Raw genomic sequence first — 21,974 nt, 5'->3', positions numbered from 1 at the left:
GTTTTCGCTGTCGCAAAAACCTTCAACACATCTGCGGATTGGCAAAATTCCCTCAGGAAAGCAAGCTTTCAGAGGAAACTTCGCCAATCCGCGCTTCGTTAGCAGAAATGTTAAATGACAACGTTTAAAATATTTACCGCATCTGAAAAATTTGTTTGGACAAGAAAAAGAATTCTATTTGGAATCTTTTTACTTTCCTCTGCATTATTAATGTTTAAAGTTTATGTAATCAGGGATTCAGATTTTTTTAATGACAGTTTAGCACAAGTTTTTGGATTTATTTCTGTGGTTGCAATAATATTAGGACTACTAAACTCTTTTTTTCCTGAAGAGCTAAAAGGAAAATTGAATGGAGAACTAATTCTTGATTATTCAAAAATTAAAATAAATGACAAGGTTTATGAATTAAATGACATTCAGTCAATAAAAATCAATACTGGACCTTTTAACGGTCAATTAATATGGGGCTATAATGCATTTTCTGAAAAAGTTTCAAATGGAATTTATAATGATTTTACAATTAAACTAAAATCAGGCAAAGAAGAGAAATATTATTTTCAAATAGACCACAAACGAAAAATGCTAGAAGCGACTGGTGAATTAAAGAAATACGTTGACGAAGGTTTACTATCATACGAAAATTTTGTCGAAATAAATAGATAAAAAACACTTCTGCTAACAAGCTATTTCTATTAGCGGGGTTGAAGTTTACATAATAAAGATTTTCGCAATTTGTTGATTTTGTTATATTTATAAAAACCAGTTATCATAATCCCCGCCAACAGAAATACCCAACCGATGTGCAAAAGTTTCCGCTCCGCTCCAACTTTTGCACATCGAAGCGCGGATTACATCCTCAGCTGTGTCAAAGCGTTTTCGCTGTCGCAAAAACCTTCAACACATCTGCGGATTGGCAAAATTCCCTCAGGAAAGCAAGCTTTCAGAGGAAACTTCGCCAATCCGCGCTCCGTTGTAGGTAACGCCACTGGCAGTCTTGCCGCCGATAGTAAATCCCGAAAACACCCGTCTTTTCTCCCGAAACCAACCTGAACTCGACCAAACTCATGAGCTTAAACTGGATAAGCATGCAGCGCACTTTGCGGCCGGATTCAAGATCCTGAAAAATGGCGCTACCTACAACACGGCATTTCTGTAACCGGGGTTGAGGTTTACCTCATGAAGACTTTCGCCGACTGTTCTTTTTGTTATATTTACAAAAACTTACCTTAAAAGTCCCGGCTACACAAATGCCCGGAACGTTAGCAGAAAGTGTAAAACCAAATATCCAATAAGAATGAAATTTTTACCTGTACTATTTTTTTTGATATTTTATGGTTCTTTAAAGTCCCAAAAATTTATAGATGAACCCTACTATTTTGTAGGGGTTGATGAAATGCACGTTTATAAGCAATCAAATGACACGCTTTATAATTTTACTACATTTTCGGTTAATAATAATCCAAAATTAGATTTTAAACGAAACCATTATAAAATATGGGAAAATCAAGATTTGGGAAAGGAATTCTTTGCTCTAAAGGTGGAAAGGCTTGATACAATTCCATTAACCACAAATCCTTATCCAGAGGAAAGGTTTAATATTTGGATTTACAAGAAAACGCCAAAAAAAATTACATTTTTAAAACAAATATCGCAACTTAAAAAAACTGAGATGCAGAATTACAAATTGGACACTCTTCACAAAAATGATAAATATGGACAAACATATTATTCGCTGACATATATGAACGAATTGTTGAAATTGAAAAGAGTTAAGACAAAAAAGGATGTAGATATAATCAATAATGAATTAAACAATCCTGAATATCTCGAATTTGCAGAAGATTATCAAAAAAATAATAAAATGTCCGACATGTATGCTTCAGGATTAATGGCAACGTTAATCAATAAAGCAACTATCAAAGTTGGATATAGTCCAATCGGAGCGAGTGTTTTAATGAACATAATAAATTCAAAAATGTATGATGAAGATAAAAAGCGGAAAATAATTGCTGAATATTACGAAAAAATAAATCCCGAATAGAAACACCTTCTGCTAATAATTAAGCTTTCGTCCTGTCCGCAGGACACTAGATGAAAGCCCGTTAGATCTTTCGCTGCGCTCTGGACAGGCTCACTTTCGGGAGCTTTTTTGACAGTCTATGGAGTTGTCGATATTAGGATTTAGGGTCGTAAAGCAGTTTTTCAGAAGGACTGCTTTTTTTTGTGGCATTTGGTAGCCTTTATGGGTGTTTTCTACTGTTTTTCTTCGCTGCAGAACACAGATTCCCTTACCCACAAATTTTAGTTCGCAGACAAGGGTTGGGTGACGAAAAGAAAATCCTGCGGCGGACCGCGCTGTCCGAAAACGGCAATGGTGACCAGGTTTCCTTCTTTGCAACAGCGGCATTTTTTAAGCAAAGTCTGGGGAAGGAAAACGATTCTTTCGACTTTCAACTCTGCCTGTAATTTCTGCAGTTTCCCGCGCTTCCAGCTGCTGTTCAGGATGCCGTAATGCCGGATCCTTACAAATCTTTTCGGTAAAATATGCATCGAAAAACTCCTGAAAAACTCTGTGTTTGCAATAGTCATTGACTTTTTTAGAGAATTTTTACTACTTTGGTCCTTGTACGCCGCTTGCTTCGGCAACCCTCAAAACACCAATATAAACCAGCTATAATATGATGAAAATTAAAACTGCCGTCATCGCACTTCTGTTTGCGGGACTGACCTTGGCACAGGAGAATATCACCTACAGGCAGCCCTCTGCAGAAATCCTTCAGCTTGCCGATTATCAGCGCGCTCCGGGCGTGATCATGAACAGCAAAAAAGACTGGATGGTCTTTACCTACCGAAATACATACAAATCCCTGGACGAACTGAACCAGCCGGAAATGAAACTGGCTGGCTTGCGTGTAAACCCAGTGACGAACATTGCGAGTACTGTTACGTACATTACTAATCTGAAGGTAAGGAGGCTAAAAGACAAGGCAGAAACACAGATAAAAGGTCTGCCTGCCAATCCAAAAATAGCATACATGAGTTTTGCGCCTAACGAACAAAAGCTGGCCTTCACCAACACAACGTCAAGGGGAGTAGAACTTTGGGTAGTGGATTTGGCTACGGCAACCGCCAAAAAAATAAGCAGTGACAACCTGAATGCCAATGTGGGTACGCCCTATGTGTGGATGAAAGATTCCCAGAGTCTTTTGGCAAAAAAAATCCCGGCAAACCGCATTAATTTAATCGACCCGACAAAAGAAGTTCCGGCAGGACCAACGGTTTCTACGGCCGACGGTAAAGTTTCTCAAAACAGGACCTATCAGGATTTGCTTAAGAACCCCCAGGACGAACAGAATTTTGATACCCTTGCTACTGCTGAGCTTGTGAAAATTACCCTGGACGGCAACGAGCGCAGTTATAAAGGTGTGGCCATTTATACCGGCATGAGCTTATCACCCGACGGTAATTTTGTGATGCTTACCACCATTAAGCGACCCTATTCGTACATCGTGCCGCTCAGCCGGTTTCCCATGACCAGCACGGTTTACGATCTGAACGGAAATCTGGTGAAAACCGTGAACGAGGTGCCTTTAACAGAGATTATGCCTAAAGGTTTCTCATCCGTCCGTACCGGAAAACGAAGCATGTCCTGGCGTGATGATGAGCCTGCAACCCTGGTTTATGCGGAAGCACTTGATGGTGGCGACCAGTCTAAATCTGTTGAGTTCCGGGATGAAGTATTCTTATGGCAGGCGCCCTTTAATGCTGCGCCAAAGTCTTTCTTTAAAACCAAACAAAGATTCAATAATATTGAGTGGTCCAATGCAGATTTTGCCGTAATTAACGATTCCTGGTATGACACACGCAACACAAAATCCTACCTCATTAATTTCAAAGACAATACCCACCGCATAATTGATGACCGGAATTACCAGGATGTATACACAGATCCGGGATCATTTAGTCAAACTAAAAATCAATTCGGCAAAACAGTTATTGATACCAAAAACAATAAGGCATATCTTGTGGGCGAGGGCTTCACGAAAGCCGGGCAGTTCCCGTTCATAGACGAAATAGATGTGAACACCCTGACTAAAAAACGCATTTACACTTCCAAAATTAAGAACTCAAAGGAAAATATCATCGATATTATTGATGTCAAAAAAGGTGAAGTCCTGGTTGTGGAACAGTCGGCGGGCAGGTATCCGAATTATTTCATCCGAAACATCAAAAACGGTAAAGCAACTGCACTGACTGCCTTCGCAAATCCATTTGAAAGCATAAAGGATGTTTATAAGGAAGTCATCAAATACAAACGGAACGATGGCGTAGAGCTTAGCGGCACCCTATATTTACCTGCAGGATTTGACAGAAAAAATCCGAAAGAAAAATTACCACTGCTGATCTGGGCCTACCCGGCTGAGTATAAAGACAAAAATACAGCGGGTCAAAATACACAGAATCCGAATGATTTTACATTTCCCAGCTATGGTTCATTTATTTATTGGGTTACTAAAGGTTATGCAGTTTTGGATGATGCTGCTTTTCCGATAATCGGTGAAGGAAAAACAGAACCTAATGACACATTTATTCCGCAGCTCGTGGCCAACGGTAAAGCTGCAATTGATGCAGTGGATCAGTTAGGTTATATTGACCGGTCAAAAGTTGCTGTTGGCGGTCATTCCTACGGAGCATTTATGACCGCTAATCTGCTTACTCACTCTAACGATTACGCATGTGGAATTGCACGAAGCGGTGCATATAACAGAACTCTTACGCCATTCGGTTTCCAGTCAGAACAGCGGAATTACTGGGATGTGCCGGAAGTTTACAACACGATGTCGCCATTTATGAATGCTGACAAAATGAAAACACCGATGCTTCTGATACACGGCGAAGCCGATAATAATCCCGGCACATTTACCCTGCAGACAGAAAGATACTTCCAGGCACTGAAAAATCTGGGTGCACCGGTGCGGATGGTTTTGCTGCCGCTGGAATCCCATGGTTACGCGGCCCGCGAAAGTATCCTGCATGTATTATGGGAGCAGGATCAGTTCCTGGAGAAATGCTTTAAAAAATAAGATGCAGGTCTTCCGTTTTGGAAGACCTCTTTTTAACTTACTGTCAGATCCTGAAGGAGCTGTACCCTATTTGCTGCAGAAGGGCAATGCAGCCAAACTTTATCATTATTGGGACTCGCTTAAATACATGGTGCAAAGGAATACTTGTAAAAAAATCTGTTTGAGTTGGGATTCAACCTTGTCAAGGTTTGGAACCTTGAAAAGGTTCGGCGAACTTTTACATTAGCAAAATCACCTACTTTGGCTCTCCACTTCAAGGACGCCTGCAAAGTGGGTGGTTTAAGCCACACGGGTATCGCTATTCAACCTTTTAAGGGTTTATAAAATAAGGATCACGGATAACAAATCCGCGACATCGGGGCTTCAACCTTGACAAGGTTCTGCAAACTTCTACATTAGCAAAATCTCCTACTTTGGCTTTCCACTTCAAGGACGCCAGTGGGTGGTTTAAGCCGGGGATTAAAGGAAATCGTTTTGTATGGTGTTAAAGCCCGACGACGGTTTGGATTATCATTCAGTGAAAATTAGACCACGATCCCGCGCATTTAAACCCGTGACTGCCAACTCCTGCGACGACCGCCATTTCTAAACCTTTGAAACCAACTGATCGCGGCTACTCAAGTATAAGATGGTCACCACACTTCCAAAACAGAACATCCCTATAATCCAAAAGAGGGAATTTCTGAATGAATGCTTAATGATATCGTAAAACACCATCACCCAGGTAAACATGCCCGGCACGATTCCTATAGTTAAAATAATGTTTGCCGTAACGGGTCCTACTGTAAATGTGTGATTTTAAGCCAGGCTCCTATCCACATCGTTAAAAAACTGAAGACAGCAAGGACCAGCAAAAACTTTCGGTCAATTATCATTGGTGATGGGTTCATAAAGGTTCGCTTAGCGTGCTGGTATTAATTTCATTTTTGGACGGTTCGGTGACCAGTGTTAAAAATAACAAAAAACCTCACCCGAAGGCAAGGTTTAAGAGTATAAAAATAAGTTTTACTTAGTTGCAGGTGCCGGCGGCGGCGGAGTGCTTCCTTCTGCCGGCTGCAGCTCTCCTTCCGGGGCAAACAGGTCGTTCTGCAGCGAGGCTTCCGGTGCTACCTGTGGTGCCTTAAGTCCGGACAGCTGATCCAACAGCGCTACCAGTTCAGGATCTCCTAAATTGAAGAAGTTACGTCCGGCAATCTTACCGTCTTTATCCAAGACAATGAAACTTGGCGTCAGCTTGAAACCGTAGATGCCGTACTTTTTGGCAAAGTCGGAGTTAAGGCCGCCTTCAGCATAAACATTGGTTCCGGGGATACCTTTCAGCATGGCTGAGCTGGTCTTGTTGAACTGCTCTTTGGTATCGTCAAAATTCACAAACACGAAATTCATTTTCTGCTTGTAGAAATCTACCACCTGGCTTAGGATTGGAACGGTAGATTCGGTAATGTAAGGTGTCCAGGAAGCGTAGAACATCATTACAGTTGGCTTACCCTTACTGTCAGCAATTTTGTACGCTTTACCGTCCTGTTTGATCAGAGCAGCTTCGGGCGCCGCCTCACCTTTCTTAAGACCGGAAAGAACGAAAAGAACTTTCTTGAGATCCTTTTTAATTTCGGCATCTTTAATATCTTTCTCGATGATGGATGTTACCTTATCAGTAGTTTCCTTAGTGGAAGAAGGATTGATGTCCGACTGTGCCATCACGAACGCCAAAAGGTAATCCTTGGCAGTTTGGGAAAGATCCTTACGCTGCTTCAGATAGCTGCTGAAAACTTCGGAAGTGATCATATCTGTTTTTCCGGCAGTCTGCGCGGTGGCATATTTCTGGAAATCCTCACTCATTTTCCCCAAAAGATAGTTGCGGTACAGCGGATGTTCCTTCACCATGGTATCTTTATCTTCCTGAAGCTTCAGCTCATAATCCTTTAAAGCTTTGGAATTGGCGAAAGCCGGGTTCGCGGTCATCTGCTTGCGGTACATTTCGTATTGTGGGATAATGGACATAATACCGGTGCGCACATCGTTTTTCTTCCAGGAAATCACTTCCTTATCGGCGCCGGTTTTCTTGCCCACCTCATCAATATTCTTTTCAAGGTCTGCCTGGATTTTCTGAAGGGCTTTCAGGAAGGCAGCTTCATCCTTGTTCATATTGTCCTGCATATTTACCTTCTGGGTATATTCCGTCATATACTTCTGAGTCTGCTGCAGGAAATCGTTGTTCCCTTTTGCATCGCCGGTTATTTTAAATTCGGCCGGGAAAGTGGCCGCATCTCCGGTGATGTTCAGGCTTTGTCCCGTTTTCAGGTAAATCAGGTTTTGCTTTCCGGCATAGGAAATGACATACATACCGCTTTTAGGTGCTTCAAAGTCACCTTTGAAGTTTCCGTCCTTATCAACACCCATATTGACCACAGGCAAAGTAGCCACACCTGAAGCTTCGGTAAACTCTATTCTTTCCAGTGGCGACCCCCCGGTTACTTTACCCGTTACTTCAACTTTCTTAGAACAGGAAACGGCCAGGAAAGCCAGAACCATCATAAACAGATATTTACCGAGTGAACTCAGTGCTTTTTGCTGTAATACGTGAATTTTCAGTTTATTCATTATTCATTTAATTTGGGCAAAAATAACGCATTGATACTGTAGAATAAAATTAAATATCACAAATTGTGAAGGTTTAACAAGAAAAAACCGTCTCCAAATAATGGAAACGGTTTTATTATAATATTAAAATACAGTTTATCCTCTGTCCAGGTTGGCCGCCATGAACTCGCGATTCATCCTGGCGATGTTCTCCAGGGAAATCCCTTTTGGACATTCAACCTCGCAGGCACCAATATTGGAACAGTTACCGAAACCTTCTTCATCCATGGCTTTCACCATGTTCAGCACCCTTCTCTTCGCCTCCACACGGCCTTGCGGCAACAGGGCATACTGAGAAACCTTGGCTCCTACGAACAGCATTGCAGATCCGTTCTTACATGTCGCCACACAGGCTCCACAGGAAATACATGCAGCGGCATCCATGGCCTTGTCGGCATCTTCCTTAGGTACCGGAATCGCGTTGGCGTCCAGCGTATTTCCGGAAGTGTTTACGGAGATAAATCCACCGGCGGCCATAATTCTGTCGAAGGCGCTTCTGTCTACCACCAAATCCTTGATTACAGGGAAAGCAGCACTTCTCCAGGGTTCAATATGAATGGTCTCTCCATCCTTGAACATCCTCATATGAAGCTGGCAGGTAGTGATGCCCGTATCGGGACCGTGTGATCTTCCGTTGATGTACAGGGAACACATACCGCAGATTCCCTCGCGGCAGTCATGGTCAAAAGCGATTGGGTCTTTACCTTCGTTAATCAGGTTCTCGTTGAGCATATCCAGCATTTCCAGGAATGAAGAATCTGTGGATACATCTGAAATCTTATACGTTTCAAACTGCCCTTTTGATTTATTGTTTTTCTGTCTCCAAATTTTCAGAGTCAGGTTTAATCCTTTTTTTGCACTCATTTCTATTAAATTTAATTGGAGATTACTTGTAACTTCTCTGTTTCACCTCGATGTTCTCGTACACAAGTTCTTCCTTGTGCAAAACCTCCTGATTGATGTCCGCGCCCTGGTATTCCCAGCATGCGGCATACTTATAGTTTTCATCGTCACGCTCGGCTTCACCGTCCGGAGTTGCGTGATCCCAGCGGAAATGCCCTCCGCAGGATTCGTTTCTCTCCAAAGCGTCCTTGGCCATAAGCTGTCCCAGTTCCAGGAAATCTGCAACGCGGAAAGCCTTCTCCAGTTCAGGATTCATCTCCTCGTTGGTTCCGGGTACCCTAACATCTTTCCAGAACTCTTTGCGAACTTCTTCAATTTCTGCAATGGCTTCTCTAAGCCCCTCAGGCGTTCTTCCCATACCCACTTTGTTCCACATAATGTGGCCAAGTTTTTTGTGGAAGTAATCTACGGAGTGTTTTCCGTTATTATTGAGGAAGAAGTTGATCTTGTCGCGAATTTCCTTTTCAGCAGCATCAAAATCCGGAGTATTTGTCGGGATCGCACCTGTACGGATATCAGCTGAAAGATAATCTGCAATGGTGTAAGGCAATACGAAATAGCCGTCGGCAAGACCCTGCATCAGTGCAGAAGCACCCAACCTGTTTGCTCCGTGGTCGGAGAAGTTGGCTTCACCAATAACAAAACATCCGGGAATGGTGGACTGCAGGTTATAATCTACCCAAACGCCACCCATGGTATAGTGTACCGCAGGATAAATTTTCATTGGCGTTACGTACGGATTATCTGCTGTAATCTTCTCATACATTACGAAAAGGTTACCGTATTTTTCCTCAACCCAGGCCTTACCCAAATCATAGATTTGCTGCTCGGTTGGATTGGCAATATTTTTTTCGATAGCGGCTTCCCTACCTTTCTTTGTAATCTCTGTAGAGAAATCGAGGTACACCCCTTCTTTTGTGTCGTTATTTTCAATACCGAAACCTGCATCACATCTTTCCTTCGCAGCTCTGGAAGCTACATCACGCGGCACCAGGTTACCGAAGGCCGGATATCTTCTTTCCAGATAGTAATCGCGGTCTTCTTCTTTAATGTTTTCAGGTCTAAGTTTGCCTTCGCGGATCGCTACGGCATCTTCAATTTTCTTAGGCACCCAGATACGCCCGGAATTCCTAAGTGATTCAGACATCAGTGTCAGTTTAGACTGCTGGGTTCCGTGAACAGGAATACACGTAGGGTGAATCTGCACATAGCATGGGTTTGCGAAATAGGCTCCTTTCTTATGAATCTTCCAGGCGGCAGATACGTTGGATCCCATCGCGTTGGTTGAAAGGAAATAAACGTTTCCGTAACCTCCGGAAGCGATTACAACTGCGTGTGCAGAATGTCTTTCGATTTCTCCCGTGACCATATTTCTGGCAATGATACCTCTGGCTTTTCCGTCTACAAGGACAAGGTCCAGCATTTCGTGACGGTTGTACATCTTGATACGGCCCTTACCAATCTGGCGGCTCATAGCAGAGTAAGCTCCCAAAAGCAGCTGCTGGCCTGTCTGACCTTTAGCATAGAAAGTACGTTTCACCTGTACACCACCGAAAGATCGGTTGTCCAGCTGGCCACCGTAATCGCGCCCGAAAGGAACACCCTGTGCCACGCACTGGTCGATGATGCTGGCAGAAACCTCAGCAAGACGGTACACATTGGCTTCACGCGCACGGTAATCTCCGCCCTTTATGGTATCGTAAAAGAGGCGGTAAGTTGAGTCACCGTCGCCCTGATAATTCTTAGCCGCATTAATACCACCCTGTGCAGCAATCGAGTGTGCACGTCTCGGCGAATCCTGATAGCAGAATGCTTTTACATTATAACCCTGCTCGGCCAAAGTAGCAGCTGCTGACCCTCCGGCCAGACCTGTTCCTACTACAATGATATCGATCTTGTCGCGGTTGTTGGGCGCTACAAGATTCATGTGATTTTTATGGTTGGTCCACTTTTCGGCTAACGGCCCGTGTGGAATTTTAGAATCTAATTTGCTCATTTGTTGAAATTTTAAATTTTGAATTTTAGATAGGTTGTAAACTAAAACTTAAAATCTTATTGAGTGATATAATGATATACTGCGATAATGATAAAACCGGCCGGGATAAGGATGGAATACCAGTTACCGATTGCTTTAATCATGGGTGTGTACTTTGGATGTCTGGCACCTACCGACTGGAAAGATGACTGGAACCCGTGTGCCAGGTGCAGACCCAACAGTATAAAAGCAATAATGTAGAAGATCACTCTTACCGGATTTGCGAAACGTTCGTGCAGTTCGCCCCAATATCTCAGATTATCGGCCTCATTACGTTCAATATACTTGAAATTAATCTCATGCCACCAGAAATCGTACATGTGAAGTCCCAGAAATGCCAGTACTACCAACCCCGAGATAATCATATTACGAGAAGTCCAGCTAGAATTAGCCGCACCGTTATTTACTGCATATTTTGTAGGTCTGGCATTACGGTTTCTGATCTCCAGGATAAAACCCATAACGAAATGAAAAATCACCGCAAAACCTAAAACCGGCTGCATAATAAACTGAATCAGTGGGTTGTAACCCATGAAATCTGACGCGGTATTGAAAGCATCAGGACCTAAAACGGAAAGAAAATTCACCGTGAGGTGCATAATAAGGAATATGAGCAAGAACATTGCAGACAATGCCATTGCGTACTTCCTACCGATAGTAGAACTTGTTAATCCTGCCATAATGAATATTTAAAATTTGAAATTTGACAAAGTTAAAAAAATGTTAAGGTATGGGCGAATGAGAAAAGTCACCTATATATAGTTTGTAACTGTTCTAAATAGCATCTGTTTTCATCAAATGGAATCCACTTTCAGACTTAATTCAGTAAGCTGTTCGTCTGCAATTGCACTTGGCGCATCAATCATCACATCTCTTCCGGAGTTATTTTTGGGGAAAGCGATGTAATCACGTATGACTTCATTGCCGTCCAGAATTGCCACCAGCCTGTCGAATCCGAAAGCCAGACCCGCATGCGGTGGTGCACCGTATTTAAAAGCGTTCATCAGGAAACCGAACTGCGCTTCTGCTTCTTCTTTAGTGAAGCCTAGGAGATCGAACATACGTGACTGCAGCTCTTTATCAAAAATCCTCACCGACCCGCCGCCGATTTCATTACCGTTCAGTACCAAATCATAAGCATTTGCTCTGGCTTTACCGGGATCGGTTTGCAGCAGGGCAATATCTTCAGGCTTCGGCGAAGTAAAGGGATGGTGCATCGCATGATAGCGTCCGGACTCGTCATCCCATTCCAGCAACGGGAAATCCACTACCCAAAGTGGTGCAAATTCTTTCGGATTTCTTAAACCCAGACGGTTACCCAATTCCATCCTAAGCGCGGATAGTTGGGTTCTTACTTTATTTTCAGTTCCGGACATCAGGAAAATAAGATCTCCTGCCTTTGCCCCGAATTTTTCTGTAATTTTTCTTAAATCATCTTCAGCGTAGAATTTGTTTACTGAAGAAGTGACGGTGCCGTCTGCCTGGAATTTAATCCAAACCATGCCGGAAGCCCCTATTTGAGGACGTTTTACCCAGTTGATAAGCTCGTCTATCTGCTTACGGGTATAGTCGGCGCAGCCTTCTGCATTAATTCCGACCACAAGCTCCGCCTCATCAAAAATCTTGAAATCCTTACCCTTCATCAGATCATTTACCTCAACGAACTTCATCCCAAAGCGAATATCCGGTTTATCGTTTCCATAGGTTTTCATGGCTTCGCCGTAGGTCATTCGCGGGAATTTAGCCACATCAGTTCCTGTAATGTCCTTCAACAGGGCAGCTGTCATCCCTTCAAAGATTTCCAGCACGTCTTCCTGCTCCACAAAAGCCATTTCGCAGTCGATCTGGGTAAATTCCGGTTGACGGTCGGCACGCAGGTCCTCATCGCGGAAGCATTTGACAATCTGGAAATAGCGGTCCATTCCACCAATCATCAACAGCTGTTTGAAAGTTTGCGGCGACTGTGGCAGGGCATAAAACTGTCCAGGGTTCATGCGGCTGGGTACTACAAAATCCCTGGCACCTTCGGGTGTTGATTTGATAAGAACGGGGGTTTCAACCTCAATAAAGTTCTGGTCAGAAAGATAGTTGCGAACCTTCTGCGCCATCTTGTGGCGAAAAATAAGCTTGTCGCGTACCGGATTTCTACGGATATCCAGATAGCGGTACTTCATACGGAGTTCCTCGCCGCCGTCGGTTTCATCTTCAATAGTAAATGGCGGCAGCTCTGCAGCATTAAGAACGGTAAGATTCTCAACCAATATCTCCACATCCCCTGTTGGGATTTTTGGGTTTTTGGAGGTTCTCTCGATTACTTTACCGGAAACCTGAATCACAAATTCCCGACCCAGTTTTTTGGCATCCTGCAAAAGTTCTGCTGAAGACCTGTCCTCATCAAACACCAACTGTGTAATTCCGTAACGGTCGCGCAGGTCAATCCATATCATGAATCCTTTGTCGCGGATGGTCTGTACCCAACCGGAAAGTGTAACATTTTCATTAAGATTACTGAGCGAGAGTTCGCCGTTGGTGTGCGTTCTAAACATTTTTTGCTGAAGTTTGTAATGGATTACTGAGAATTTCGGCAAAGATAGGACATTCAGGGAAAAATCCGCCGACCGGAGATTTAATTAAAATGGTATCTGACACTTCAGAAAAATCAAAGCAGCAAATTCAGTTTAAATTATATTTGTACCTCTATGAAGAAATTGATACCCACTTTATTTTTTACAGCATTTTCTTTTTTACTCTTTGCACAGACCCATTCGGCAAAAATCATTGCCATAAAAGATGGCGACACCGTGGTGATGCTTGTTAAGAATAAGCCGCAAACCATAAGGCTGGCGCATATAGATACACCCGAGAAAAAGCAGTCCTACGGTACCGCCGCAAAGATATTTTTGTCCGAGCGGATCTACGGACGCGAGGTCCAGGCGGTTATTGCCGGAAAACCTGACCGTAACGGTCGCTGGATTGCAGAAATCTTCAGCCAAAACCAAAACATCAATAAGGAACTGGTACGCAACGGCCTGGCCTGGCATTATAAGCAATACTCCAAAAATGACAATTACGCTGCCCTGGAACGCATTGCCCGCCAAAAGAAAACCGGGTTATGGAAGGACCAGGGACCCATAGCTCCTTGGCAATGGCGAAAAATGAAAAAAGGAAAGTCTGCTAAAGTGAATTTGTGACCTTTGGCAGAGTTTAAAAAGTTTTCCTAAATTTGATCTACACCAAAATTTAAATTTTTATGGGAAAAGGAGACAAAAAATCCAGACGCGGTAAAATTACCGCAGGCAGCTACGGCAAAAGAAGAAAAAGAAAATCCGGATCTGTAAAAAACATTCCGGTTAATGTGCTGGATGCGGACGACAGCAAGTCTTCCAAAGTGAAAGTAAGACAGGACGTAGGCTACCCTGCAAATGAATCGGAGAATGCGAATGTGGAAAATGACCCGCTTCCGAAAGCGACCAAAGACAAAAAAACCGAAGGATAATCTTCGGTTTTTTATTTGATAATGAGTTCGGTTATCATCTGCCGCCGCCCAAAATGCTGCCTAAGATTCCACCGAGGCCACCTTGCTGCTGTTGCTTCTCTCCTCCGCCGCCCAGAACACTGCCCAGGATATCATTCAACGGATTTCCGGTGGATTGGGAACTTCCGCCACCCAGCACACTACCCAGAATATCGTTCAGTGGGTTTGCCGGCTCGTTCTGCGCCTGATTCTGCGCGCCTCCCAGAATTCCACCCAGCAGATCCCCAAGACCCCCACCGGAGTTAATGCCGCTGGACTGCTTTTCTTTGCCAATGAAGCCCATAATCAAGGGCGCAATCATGGCCAGGATAGGTCCTATTTTATCCATTGATATTCCCGTATTCTGCGAAAGCTGGTTCTCTACCTGGGATTTCTGCCCGCCAAAGATATGGTCAAGGATAGAGCCTCCCTCCTGTTGTCTGGCTTCAACCTGTGAAGGATCATCCAGAATGCTTCCATCATGATCTTTGTCCAACGCATTATTCAGTGCCTCAGCTTCATTAGGATCGTCCTGAGATTTTTTTCTGAGGTAAGAAATTACAAGTGGGGCTGCCACAGCCATCAGGGCAATAACCTGATTTTTGCTGATGCCGAATTTATTTTCAGCCTGAGAGGCTACCTGCGTGCCTGCATTTCCGGTAATGAGATCAATTAAATTCATAGTCTTAATATTTATTTGGTGAAAAAATGTAATCAAATTTACCAAAAACTATTCCCGGAACAACATTGAATACTGAATTATAATTTCTTTAACTGATCATCGGTTAATCCATCTTCCTTTTTAAGCCTGATAAATTCCCGGGCGCTACTTTCCATCCATTGCATTGGATCCGGGGACTCCCGGCCTTCCAACACAAATTCCAGGATGCCGACATTATTATTCATCCAGGGCAGCAGATAATAGGATAGGCCACCTTTATACAACTTCCGGGCATGAAATTCAGAACCTGTGGATGTAGCGGCCGCGATCTGAAAAGCGGCCAGGTAAAAGAAGGGAATGAGCGTGACACTAAATAAAGAATAACGGAATATTCTCTCCGTCCTAAAACGGCAGATTCCCAGTCCACAAAGCAAAACGATTATAAAGTTAAAAGGCAGAAAGAATATATAGCTGTCCGAAACACCAAAAACTACCCCGAAAGCAAACACCGGCAGACCTGCCACACCCAGAAATACAGGAAGTCGCTTTCTGTCACGCCAGAGCCGGGAATAACCTGCAAATGCAAAGAGAATAATGAACCAGAAATTATACACCAAATAACCCAGCGCAGAGGCAAATCCTTTTGCAATTCCTTTAATACTCAGAGAATCCAGTACAGTACCTGCCGAAAAGACCTTTGACACCGGCTGATCAGTTAGCAGCGGAACCGCAATCAGCAACAGAACAAAGAAAAGAAACACCGCCAGCGAAACAGCAGCTTTTTTTCTGTATCCTGCATAAAATAAAAGCAGCAGGAGCGCCGGCACCATCAAAATATTCTGAATATGACTAAAGAGACTGATTCCCAGAAACAGTGAAGCCAGCGAGAGGTCCAGCAGTTTTTCATTACGAAGAAACCTTAGCGAATACTGAAGAAAAAGTGCAACCCAAATAAGGTTGAAAGTATAGATTTCAATGATTTCCGAATTTCTCCAAAACGTAAAACTCAAACCTAAAAGTAGTGTACTGAATATTGCTGACAGGCGGTGGCCCGTAGCTTCAAGGACCGTCCGGTAAAGAATCAGCAGGGCTATACACGAGGAGATGATGACCACAAACCGGCCGATTTCCTGACTTTCCACAAAAGGCAACAGCCTCTTGAAAAAAACGAGCGTATTGGTAAAGAGAAAATGCGCATAGGTTGATGTGGAAAGCACAAAATCTCCTTTCTCGGTATCCGCTACAAATCCAATACAGTCGCCAAACGGAATTTTGGAGAAACTTCCCGCATAATAGAGCGCAAAGAATCCAAAAAACAGGAAAAAAGGTATGGCAGTATTTTTTACCGGCACCCTTTATCAGTTCTTAAAAATCGGGACATTCGAGCAGGCCTCACCAAACATCAGGGATTTCACCAAAGGTTTAAGCTTTTCCACCAGTTCTATATAGGCATTCTCCGGTATCTGGACATCGGAACATCCTTTCACCAGTACCCTTTTACCCAAAAGTTCATTGAAATCATAGGTCTGTATGGCATTATGCATAAGCAGAACTTCCAGGTCCTCGCGGCTGCCGTAAACCACTTTGGTAGCTGCCTCGGTGATGCGCGCGGTTAGCAGGAAATAAGCCCACAAAGGAACTATAGCATCTGCGGAGTTGTAAATGTAAACAAAGGCATCGCGATACTGTTCTGGATCCAGCGCGGCTACTTTTTCGCGGAAATCTTTTTCCTTCAGGATAATACCTTCAATAAGAAAGGAACTTAGGTCCACGCCAATCCGCTGACCTTTAGGCATAAGTGCCGCGATATCAAAGTTGATAAGGCCACTGTCGGCCACTTTATTTTTTATCTGAAATTCTTCTGACATTATTATTTTATCTTTGAACAAATTTACAATTTTTTACACCAAGTGAAGTACTACATCATCGCAGGAGAAGCCTCCGGAGACCTGCACGCCTCCAACCTCATGAAATCCATCCTGAAGAAGGACCCGGCGGCGGAGTTCCGTTTTTGGGGTGGCGACCTGATGATGAAGGCAGCGGGCAAAAAACCGGTTAAGCATTATAAAGATCTCGCTTTTATGGGCTTTCTGGAAGTTGCCAAAAATCTGCGGACGATCTTTAAGAACCTCGCCTTCTGCAAAAAAGACATCAGCCGGTTCAATCCGGATAAACTGATACTTGTGGATTACCCCGGTTTCAATCTCAGGATTGCAGAATTTGCCAAAACTGCCGGCCATGAGGTTATTTACTATATCTCTCCGCAACTTTGGGCCTGGAAAGAAGGCCGTGTGTCCAAAATAAAAAAGTTTGTGGACGAAATGCTGGTCATCCTTCCGTTCGAAAAGGATTTTTATGAGGGCCATGGCGTACACGCGCATTTCGTAGGCCATCCTCTGCTGGATGCGCTCTCGGATCTTCCATCCCTCGATTCACTGCAGTTTCGTAAGGAAAACAACCTGGACCAGAGAGAAATTATTGCTCTATTGCCGGGTTCGCGTGAGCAGGAGGTCACTAAAATGCTCAGTATCATGCTTTCCGTACGGCCACATTTCACTGAGTATCAATTTGTAATCGCAGGCGCACCCAGTTTGCCGAAAACTTTTTATGAAAAATTCACAGATGAAGATATTCATTTCGTCTCCAATCAAACTTATAGCCTGCTTCGTTGCGCATGTGCAGCACTTGTAACATCGGGAACCGCCACGCTGGAGACAGCACTGCTGAATGTTCCTGAAGTAGTGTGCTACCGCAGCTCCCGGATTTCCTACGAGATCGGAAAGCGTGTTGTGAAAAACATCAAATATATTTCCCTGGTAAATTTAATAATGGATCGCCCTGTGGTAAAGGAATTGATCCAGCAAGACCTTAACACCGGGAGCCTGGTTGATGAGTTAAAGAAAATTCTGCATGGCGAAGCGCGCGAAAAAATGCTCGGCGAATATTCCGAACTCAGAAAAAAACTTGGCGGTGAAGGTGCCAGTGATCATGCTGCTGAGATAATTACAGGTAAGCATAGGGTGCTTCACCCATCTGCGGAAAAATAAAATTCGCTACATTTATAGGTAAATCCTATCCCGGTGCATAAACAGCCTCTGTTTATAATGTGCATTTGCTTTATCCTGGGCATTATTATCCAGGAATACCTTGCACTGCGCAACTGGACTTCTTATTTCCTGGTGCTGATTTTGGCAATTACAATGTTTTCCTATCTGAGTACCTCGCTCTTCTGGGTTGCACAAAGGAAATATCTTTTGGCTTTGCTTTTCGGAGTAATGGGAATTTGGCTGCACACCCTGCATTCAGAAATTCCTGCACTACCCGAGTTATCACCTAAGGAGGAAATGGTTTTCAAGCTAAATAAGAAACTGAATTCCAATGAAAAGAACCGGAGGTACGAAATAGCAGTAAATACCGGTGAAGCTGAGGTTTCCAGTATACTTTCTGTGCCGAGAGGCTTACCTGAACTGGATTATAAGCATCTGTACCGAGCTGATATATATATCAGCCGGGTTCAACCACCAAAAAATGACTACCAGTTTGACTACTCAAAATATCTGAGCCGGAACCGAATTTATCACCAGAGTTATCTGCCTGGCAAGCTGGAATCTGCTGAAGTAACCAACCTCACTGTTGCCGACCGCATCCGTCAGAAAAGACTGGAGGTACTGCAAAGGATAGATTCGGTGTCCATAAGCCCTAAATCGAGGGAATTTATGAAAGGTATCATCCTGGCCGACAGGACAGAGATGGACCGGGAAACAGTAGCGGATTTCACGAAAACCGGTTTGGTACATATCCTGGCTATCTCCGGATCTCATATCGTCGTAATTTATGGTCTGTTCTTCTGGCTGCTTATCCGGATCTTCCCATTGAGACACAGACGTACCGCTATCATTTGCAGCCTCATTCTGATCTGGGTCTTTGCCGTTTTCATTGGCTATGGCAATTCGGTAGTTCGCTCCTGCATTATGATCACTGTTTACTTCATCTATATTATTTTGCAGCGAAAACCCGATTTACTGCATGCTATGGCATTTGCGGCTCTTATTATACTGATATCAGACAGCAACCAACTTTTTGATGTGGGCTTTCAGCTTAGTTTCATGGCCGTCTTTGGAATCTACTGGCTTAACCAGCCCATCCTCAAACATCTGCCGCCGGCCAACAGTTTCGTAAAAAAAATGCTGTTCAACACTTTCTCCATTTCCATGGCGGCACAAATCTCCACCTTACCGGCTGTCATTTATTACTTTCATCAGTTCTCACTCATATCCATTGCCGCGAATCTTGTTATTATTCCGCTTTCACAAATCATCATAATCTTCAGTTTGATGATGACATTAACTATTGGCAGCAGCTGGTATCCGCAGGCACTCCTGCTCTTTTACGATCACTTCATAAGAATAGTTCTGTACACTATTCACTGGTTTTCCGGTTTTGACAGGTTTATGTACAGCAACATACCTATGACCCTGGCCGAGACGGCTATTTTATGCACAGTCATTTACTACCTCCGTTTTTTGATTTTACAGTTCACCATCAGAAACCTGCTGCCTCTGCTGGCTTTAATCACATTGTATTTCGGGTTATACCACGGACTGAATATCTACCATGAACAGAAAAATGAAGTTCTAATTCATCATCACTTCCGGAAAAAATATTTTTCAGTGAAAAAAGGAAATAAAGTGGAATTCTGGCTAAATGCTGACGCTGATCAGGCAAATGTAAAAAAGTACATTATAGATCCATATCTGACTTCACGCCGTGCTTCCGCATATCAAATCAAGACGCTTCCACACAAAGCCACTTCGGTGCAGTACAACGGAATCACTTATCCGCTGAAGGATTAACAGACAAAAAAAGCTTCCTGTGAGGAAGCTGGTTCAGAATATTAAATATCGTCGTCGGAATCAATTGTGAAGGATTTTGATTTAAAATCCTTGTCATGTTTTTCGGAAATTACATCTTCACCTTTTTCATTGATGATGAAGTCTGTGCTGTCCCTGAACATTTCGTGAAATGCAGCGAAATCCTCTTTGTAGAGATATATTTTATGTTTTTCGAATGAGGCTTCACCATTCTCTCCGAAATTCTTCTTGCTTTCGGTAATAGTAAGGTAATAATCGCCAGCTTTGGTTTCCCGCACATCAAAAAAATAAGTCCTCCTGCCTGCTTTAAGCACCTTCGTAAAGATTTCATTTTCGTGGCGTTCCTTATAATCGCTCATGGTTCCGTCGTTTTTGTGTCTTAATTAACAAATATATAAGATTTCTACGAACCTCAAAATATTTTATTAATTATTTCTCAACCAAAATCTATTATCGATACCAAAAAGCGAAAATCTATGCAGACCGTTCTTTATCTACCGCCGTGAGATTCAAGATTTTATCGGCTCTTTTAGCACTGGACTCCCGGTGGGTGAAGATAACCGAAGTACTGTTATGAATATATTTTTCAATATTTCTCAAGATGTTTTCCTCGGTTTCGGTATCAAGAGCCGACAGTGAATCATCAAAAATAAGGATGGAAGGTTCCTTAATAATCGCACGGGCAATACAGATACGCTGTTTCTGACCACCGGACAGCATGACACCACGTTCACCCACCTTGGTTTTGTACTGGTCTTTAAATTTCACAATATTCTTGTGTACATCGGCCATCTTCGCCGCGTCAATGACTTTCTCAAGAGTGGCATCATCTACAGAAAAACCTATATTATTCTCAATAGTATCCGAGAAAAGATAACTTTCCTGAGGAATGTATCCCAGGTGCCGCCTGTAATTAAACATACTGTGCTCCTTCAGGTCTTTCCCGTCGATTAAGATCTGTCCTTCCGTGGGATGCAACAGTCCGGCCAGAAGGAGTGCCACGGTAGATTTTCCGCTGCCGGTCTTACCCATAATTGCAATGGACTGCCCCGCCTCTACCTTAAAACTCAGGCCATCCAAAGCTTTAATACCGGTATTGGGATAAATATAGGATACATTACGGAATTCTATAGATCCCCGTATGGGATAAACTGGCCCTTCCGTATCCATCACTTCTGACTTTAACGCCAGAAATTCATTAATTCTTGCCATTGACGCCTCCGCCCTTTGGTTGATGGATGTTACCCAGCCAACCATGGAGAAAGGAAAAATAAGGATGTTAATGTACATGAAGAAATCCGCGATCTTCCCCACAGAAAGTTCATTGCTGAGGTACTTGTTTCCACCGATATACAGTACCACAACATTGAGCAAACCAATAACGAAAAGAATGATGGTAAAGAAGTATGCTTCGGTCCTGGCCAGATCCAGGGCTTTATCCTGGTAATCCCTTACTTTAAATCCATAATTTCGGGCAATGTAGCGCTCGCGGGCGAAAAACTTCACCACCCGTATACCCGAAAAGCTGTCCTGCACAAAAGTTGAGATGGCCGACTGGCTTTTCTGCATCACTTTGGATTTCCGGTTGATGACGGAACTCACCCAATAGATCAGAAAGGACAGAACAGGCAGCGGTATCAGGGTCCATAAGGTCATAGATATATCCGTACGCACCATATAGATACCCGTGATCAGCACAAGGATTAACAGATTCACGATGTACATTACACCCGGGCCAAGATACATACGTACCGCTACAACATCCTCGCTGAGGCGGTTCATCAGGTCTCCGGTAGTGGTTCTTTTGTAATCGGTAAGGGAGAGCTCCTGGTATTTCCGGAAAATCTTGTTTTTAAGCTCGTACTCAATCCTGCGCGATGCAACAATAATGGTCTGACGCATCATAAAAGTGAAGAAACCAGTCAACAATGAGGAAGCTACAATTATGCCCACATAAATAAGTACCTGCCGGTTAAAACCCAAATGTCCGGAGGCGGCAATCTGATCTACAGATTTACCTACAAACTGAACCTTAAAAATATTAAAGAAATTACTGGCAATAATAAACAGAAACCCCCAAAACAGGAGTATTCGGTGTTTCCAGAAATAAGAGTTCAGTGTCTTAAGCGCTTTCATAGGTATAGTGATGCAGAAAATCACTGCATTAGCCGGCGCAAAAGTACAAATTTGAAAATTGTAAGCAGCGGCCGAGCCTCCCCTGCGTCTGCAAAAATTTCCTATCTTTGCACGCATAAAAAGCTCTTTG

At 43.3% G+C, this 21,974-nt stretch carries 18 protein-coding genes and 1 pseudogene; 8 read left to right on the top strand and 11 right to left on the bottom strand.

The window, feature by feature from the left end:
* The first annotated feature begins 114 nt into the window (after positions 1 to 114).
* From P0M11_RS00670 to P0M11_RS00660, 3 genes are all read left to right on the top strand, one after another.
* Positions 115 to 663, top strand: coding sequence for a hypothetical protein (locus P0M11_RS00670; RefSeq protein ID WP_126729906.1), 549 nt, complete (start codon positions 115 to 117; stop codon positions 661 to 663).
* Positions 664 to 994: 331 nt separating this feature from the next.
* On the top strand, positions 995 to 1,156 hold the full coding sequence (locus P0M11_RS00665) for a hypothetical protein (protein WP_275624011.1): 162 nt from the start codon (positions 995 to 997) through the stop codon (positions 1,154 to 1,156).
* 138 nt (positions 1,157 to 1,294) lie between these two features.
* A complete protein-coding gene (locus P0M11_RS00660) occupies positions 1,295 to 2,041 on the top strand; it encodes a hypothetical protein (protein ID WP_275624010.1) in 747 nt (248 codons plus the stop codon).
* 260 nt (positions 2,042 to 2,301) lie between these two features.
* On the opposite strand, the gene P0M11_RS00655 is transcribed toward P0M11_RS00660, so the two are convergent.
* Positions 2,302 to 2,589, bottom strand: a complete 288-nt coding sequence (locus P0M11_RS00655) for a transposase (RefSeq protein WP_275624009.1) — start codon at positions 2,587 to 2,589, stop codon at positions 2,302 to 2,304.
* A gap of 92 nt (positions 2,590 to 2,681) precedes the next feature.
* Between P0M11_RS00655 and P0M11_RS00650 the strand changes: the two genes are divergently transcribed.
* The gene (locus tag P0M11_RS00650) at positions 2,682 to 5,084 is read left to right on the top strand and encodes a prolyl oligopeptidase family serine peptidase (protein ID WP_275624380.1); all 2,403 of its coding nucleotides are present in this window, start codon (positions 2,682 to 2,684) and stop codon (positions 5,082 to 5,084) included.
* A gap of 1,005 nt (positions 5,085 to 6,089) precedes the next feature.
* Here the strand turns inward: P0M11_RS00650 and P0M11_RS00645 are convergent.
* The 5 genes from P0M11_RS00645 to aspS form a co-directional block, all read right to left on the bottom strand.
* Complete coding sequence (locus tag P0M11_RS00645) at positions 6,090 to 7,685, bottom strand: thioredoxin family protein (RefSeq protein WP_275624008.1); 1,596 nt, start codon at positions 7,683 to 7,685, stop codon at positions 6,090 to 6,092.
* A gap of 135 nt (positions 7,686 to 7,820) precedes the next feature.
* Positions 7,821 to 8,588 carry a succinate dehydrogenase/fumarate reductase iron-sulfur subunit gene (locus P0M11_RS00640; RefSeq protein ID WP_158064919.1) on the bottom strand — a complete coding sequence of 256 codons (768 nt, stop codon included), beginning with the start codon at positions 8,586 to 8,588 and terminating at the stop codon, positions 7,821 to 7,823.
* 22 nt (positions 8,589 to 8,610) lie between these two features.
* Complete coding sequence (locus P0M11_RS00635) at positions 8,611 to 10,623, bottom strand: fumarate reductase/succinate dehydrogenase flavoprotein subunit (protein ID WP_158064920.1); 2,013 nt, start codon at positions 10,621 to 10,623, stop codon at positions 8,611 to 8,613.
* A 56-nt stretch (positions 10,624 to 10,679) separates the two neighbouring features.
* A complete protein-coding gene (locus P0M11_RS00630; protein WP_275624007.1) occupies positions 10,680 to 11,342 on the bottom strand; it encodes a succinate dehydrogenase cytochrome b subunit in 663 nt (220 codons plus the stop codon).
* Positions 11,343 to 11,456: 114 nt separating this feature from the next.
* Positions 11,457 to 13,208, bottom strand: a complete 1,752-nt coding sequence (gene aspS, locus P0M11_RS00625) for an aspartate--tRNA ligase (protein WP_275624006.1) — start codon at positions 13,206 to 13,208, stop codon at positions 11,457 to 11,459.
* A 153-nt stretch (positions 13,209 to 13,361) separates the two neighbouring features.
* On the opposite strand from aspS, the gene P0M11_RS00620 reads away from it, so the two are divergent.
* Entirely contained in the window at positions 13,362 to 13,853 is a 492-nt protein-coding gene (locus P0M11_RS00620) for a thermonuclease family protein (protein WP_275624005.1), read from the top strand.
* Between the two features lie 59 nt (positions 13,854 to 13,912).
* Positions 13,913 to 13,987: pseudogene (locus P0M11_RS00615) on the top strand (30S ribosomal protein THX); the annotation flags it as partial.
* Positions 13,988 to 14,192: 205 nt separating this feature from the next.
* Here the strand turns inward: P0M11_RS00615 and P0M11_RS00610 are convergent.
* The 3 genes from P0M11_RS00610 to P0M11_RS00600 form a co-directional block, all read right to left on the bottom strand.
* Positions 14,193 to 14,858 carry a DUF937 domain-containing protein gene (locus P0M11_RS00610; RefSeq protein WP_275624004.1) on the bottom strand — a complete coding sequence of 222 codons (666 nt, stop codon included), beginning with the start codon at positions 14,856 to 14,858 and terminating at the stop codon, positions 14,193 to 14,195.
* A gap of 77 nt (positions 14,859 to 14,935) precedes the next feature.
* On the bottom strand, positions 14,936 to 16,189 hold the full coding sequence (locus tag P0M11_RS00605; protein ID WP_275624003.1) for a glycosyltransferase family 39 protein: 1,254 nt from the start codon (positions 16,187 to 16,189) through the stop codon (positions 14,936 to 14,938).
* A gap of 6 nt (positions 16,190 to 16,195) precedes the next feature.
* Complete coding sequence (locus tag P0M11_RS00600) at positions 16,196 to 16,705, bottom strand: DUF2480 family protein (protein WP_275624002.1); 510 nt, start codon at positions 16,703 to 16,705, stop codon at positions 16,196 to 16,198.
* 42 nt (positions 16,706 to 16,747) lie between these two features.
* On the opposite strand from P0M11_RS00600, the gene lpxB reads away from it, so the two are divergent.
* Both lpxB and P0M11_RS00590 read left to right on the top strand, forming a co-directional pair.
* Complete coding sequence (gene lpxB / locus P0M11_RS00595; RefSeq protein WP_275624001.1) at positions 16,748 to 17,884, top strand: lipid-A-disaccharide synthase; 1,137 nt, start codon at positions 16,748 to 16,750, stop codon at positions 17,882 to 17,884.
* Positions 17,885 to 17,941: 57 nt separating this feature from the next.
* Positions 17,942 to 19,690 (top strand): ComEC/Rec2 family competence protein, encoded by a 1,749-nt coding sequence (locus tag P0M11_RS00590; protein WP_275624000.1) that lies wholly within the window; start codon positions 17,942 to 17,944, stop codon positions 19,688 to 19,690.
* A 41-nt stretch (positions 19,691 to 19,731) separates the two neighbouring features.
* Here P0M11_RS00590 and P0M11_RS00585 read toward each other — a convergent pair whose 3' ends face one another.
* Both P0M11_RS00585 and P0M11_RS00580 read right to left on the bottom strand, forming a co-directional pair.
* The gene (locus P0M11_RS00585; RefSeq protein ID WP_158064930.1) at positions 19,732 to 20,067 is read right to left on the bottom strand and encodes a DUF3276 family protein; all 336 of its coding nucleotides are present in this window, start codon (positions 20,065 to 20,067) and stop codon (positions 19,732 to 19,734) included.
* Between the two features lie 115 nt (positions 20,068 to 20,182).
* Complete coding sequence (locus P0M11_RS00580; RefSeq protein ID WP_275623999.1) at positions 20,183 to 21,844, bottom strand: ABC transporter ATP-binding protein; 1,662 nt, start codon at positions 21,842 to 21,844, stop codon at positions 20,183 to 20,185.
* Between the last annotated feature and the right edge of the window lie 130 nt (positions 21,845 to 21,974).

Source organism: Kaistella sp. PBT33-4, from assembly GCF_029194425.1.
Lineage (GTDB): Bacteria > Bacteroidota > Bacteroidia > Flavobacteriales > Weeksellaceae > Marnyiella.
The sequence above is the reverse complement of the archived record's forward strand: the minus strand, read 5'-3'. Positions and strand labels throughout refer to the sequence as shown.

Coding starts and splice junctions, on each gene's coding strand:
- P0M11_RS00640 (WP_158064919.1), bottom strand. CDS start 8,588: ATGAGTGCAAAAAAAGGATTAAACCTGACTCTGAAAATTTGGAGACAG.
- P0M11_RS00660 (WP_275624010.1), top strand. CDS start 1,295: ATGAAATTTTTACCTGTACTATTTTTTTTGATATTTTATGGTTCTTTA.
- P0M11_RS00630 (WP_275624007.1), bottom strand. CDS start 11,342: ATGGCAGGATTAACAAGTTCTACTATCGGTAGGAAGTACGCAATGGCA.
- P0M11_RS00650 (WP_275624380.1), top strand. CDS start 2,682: ATGAAAATTAAAACTGCCGTCATCGCACTTCTGTTTGCGGGACTGACC.
- P0M11_RS00585 (WP_158064930.1), bottom strand. CDS start 20,067: ATGAGCGATTATAAGGAACGCCACGAAAATGAAATCTTTACGAAGGTG.
- P0M11_RS00635 (WP_158064920.1), bottom strand. CDS start 10,623: ATGAGCAAATTAGATTCTAAAATTCCACACGGGCCGTTAGCCGAAAAG.
- P0M11_RS00620 (WP_275624005.1), top strand. CDS start 13,362: ATGAAGAAATTGATACCCACTTTATTTTTTACAGCATTTTCTTTTTTA.
- P0M11_RS00600 (WP_275624002.1), bottom strand. CDS start 16,705: ATGTCAGAAGAATTTCAGATAAAAAATAAAGTGGCCGACAGTGGCCTT.
- P0M11_RS00670 (WP_126729906.1), top strand. CDS start 115: ATGACAACGTTTAAAATATTTACCGCATCTGAAAAATTTGTTTGGACA.
- P0M11_RS00655 (WP_275624009.1), bottom strand. CDS start 2,589: ATGACTATTGCAAACACAGAGTTTTTCAGGAGTTTTTCGATGCATATT.
- P0M11_RS00610 (WP_275624004.1), bottom strand. CDS start 14,858: ATGAATTTAATTGATCTCATTACCGGAAATGCAGGCACGCAGGTAGCC.
- P0M11_RS00580 (WP_275623999.1), bottom strand. CDS start 21,844: ATGAAAGCGCTTAAGACACTGAACTCTTATTTCTGGAAACACCGAATA.
- P0M11_RS00590 (WP_275624000.1), top strand. CDS start 17,942: ATGTGCATTTGCTTTATCCTGGGCATTATTATCCAGGAATACCTTGCA.
- P0M11_RS00645 (WP_275624008.1), bottom strand. CDS start 7,685: ATGAATAAACTGAAAATTCACGTATTACAGCAAAAAGCACTGAGTTCA.
- aspS (WP_275624006.1), bottom strand. CDS start 13,208: ATGTTTAGAACGCACACCAACGGCGAACTCTCGCTCAGTAATCTTAAT.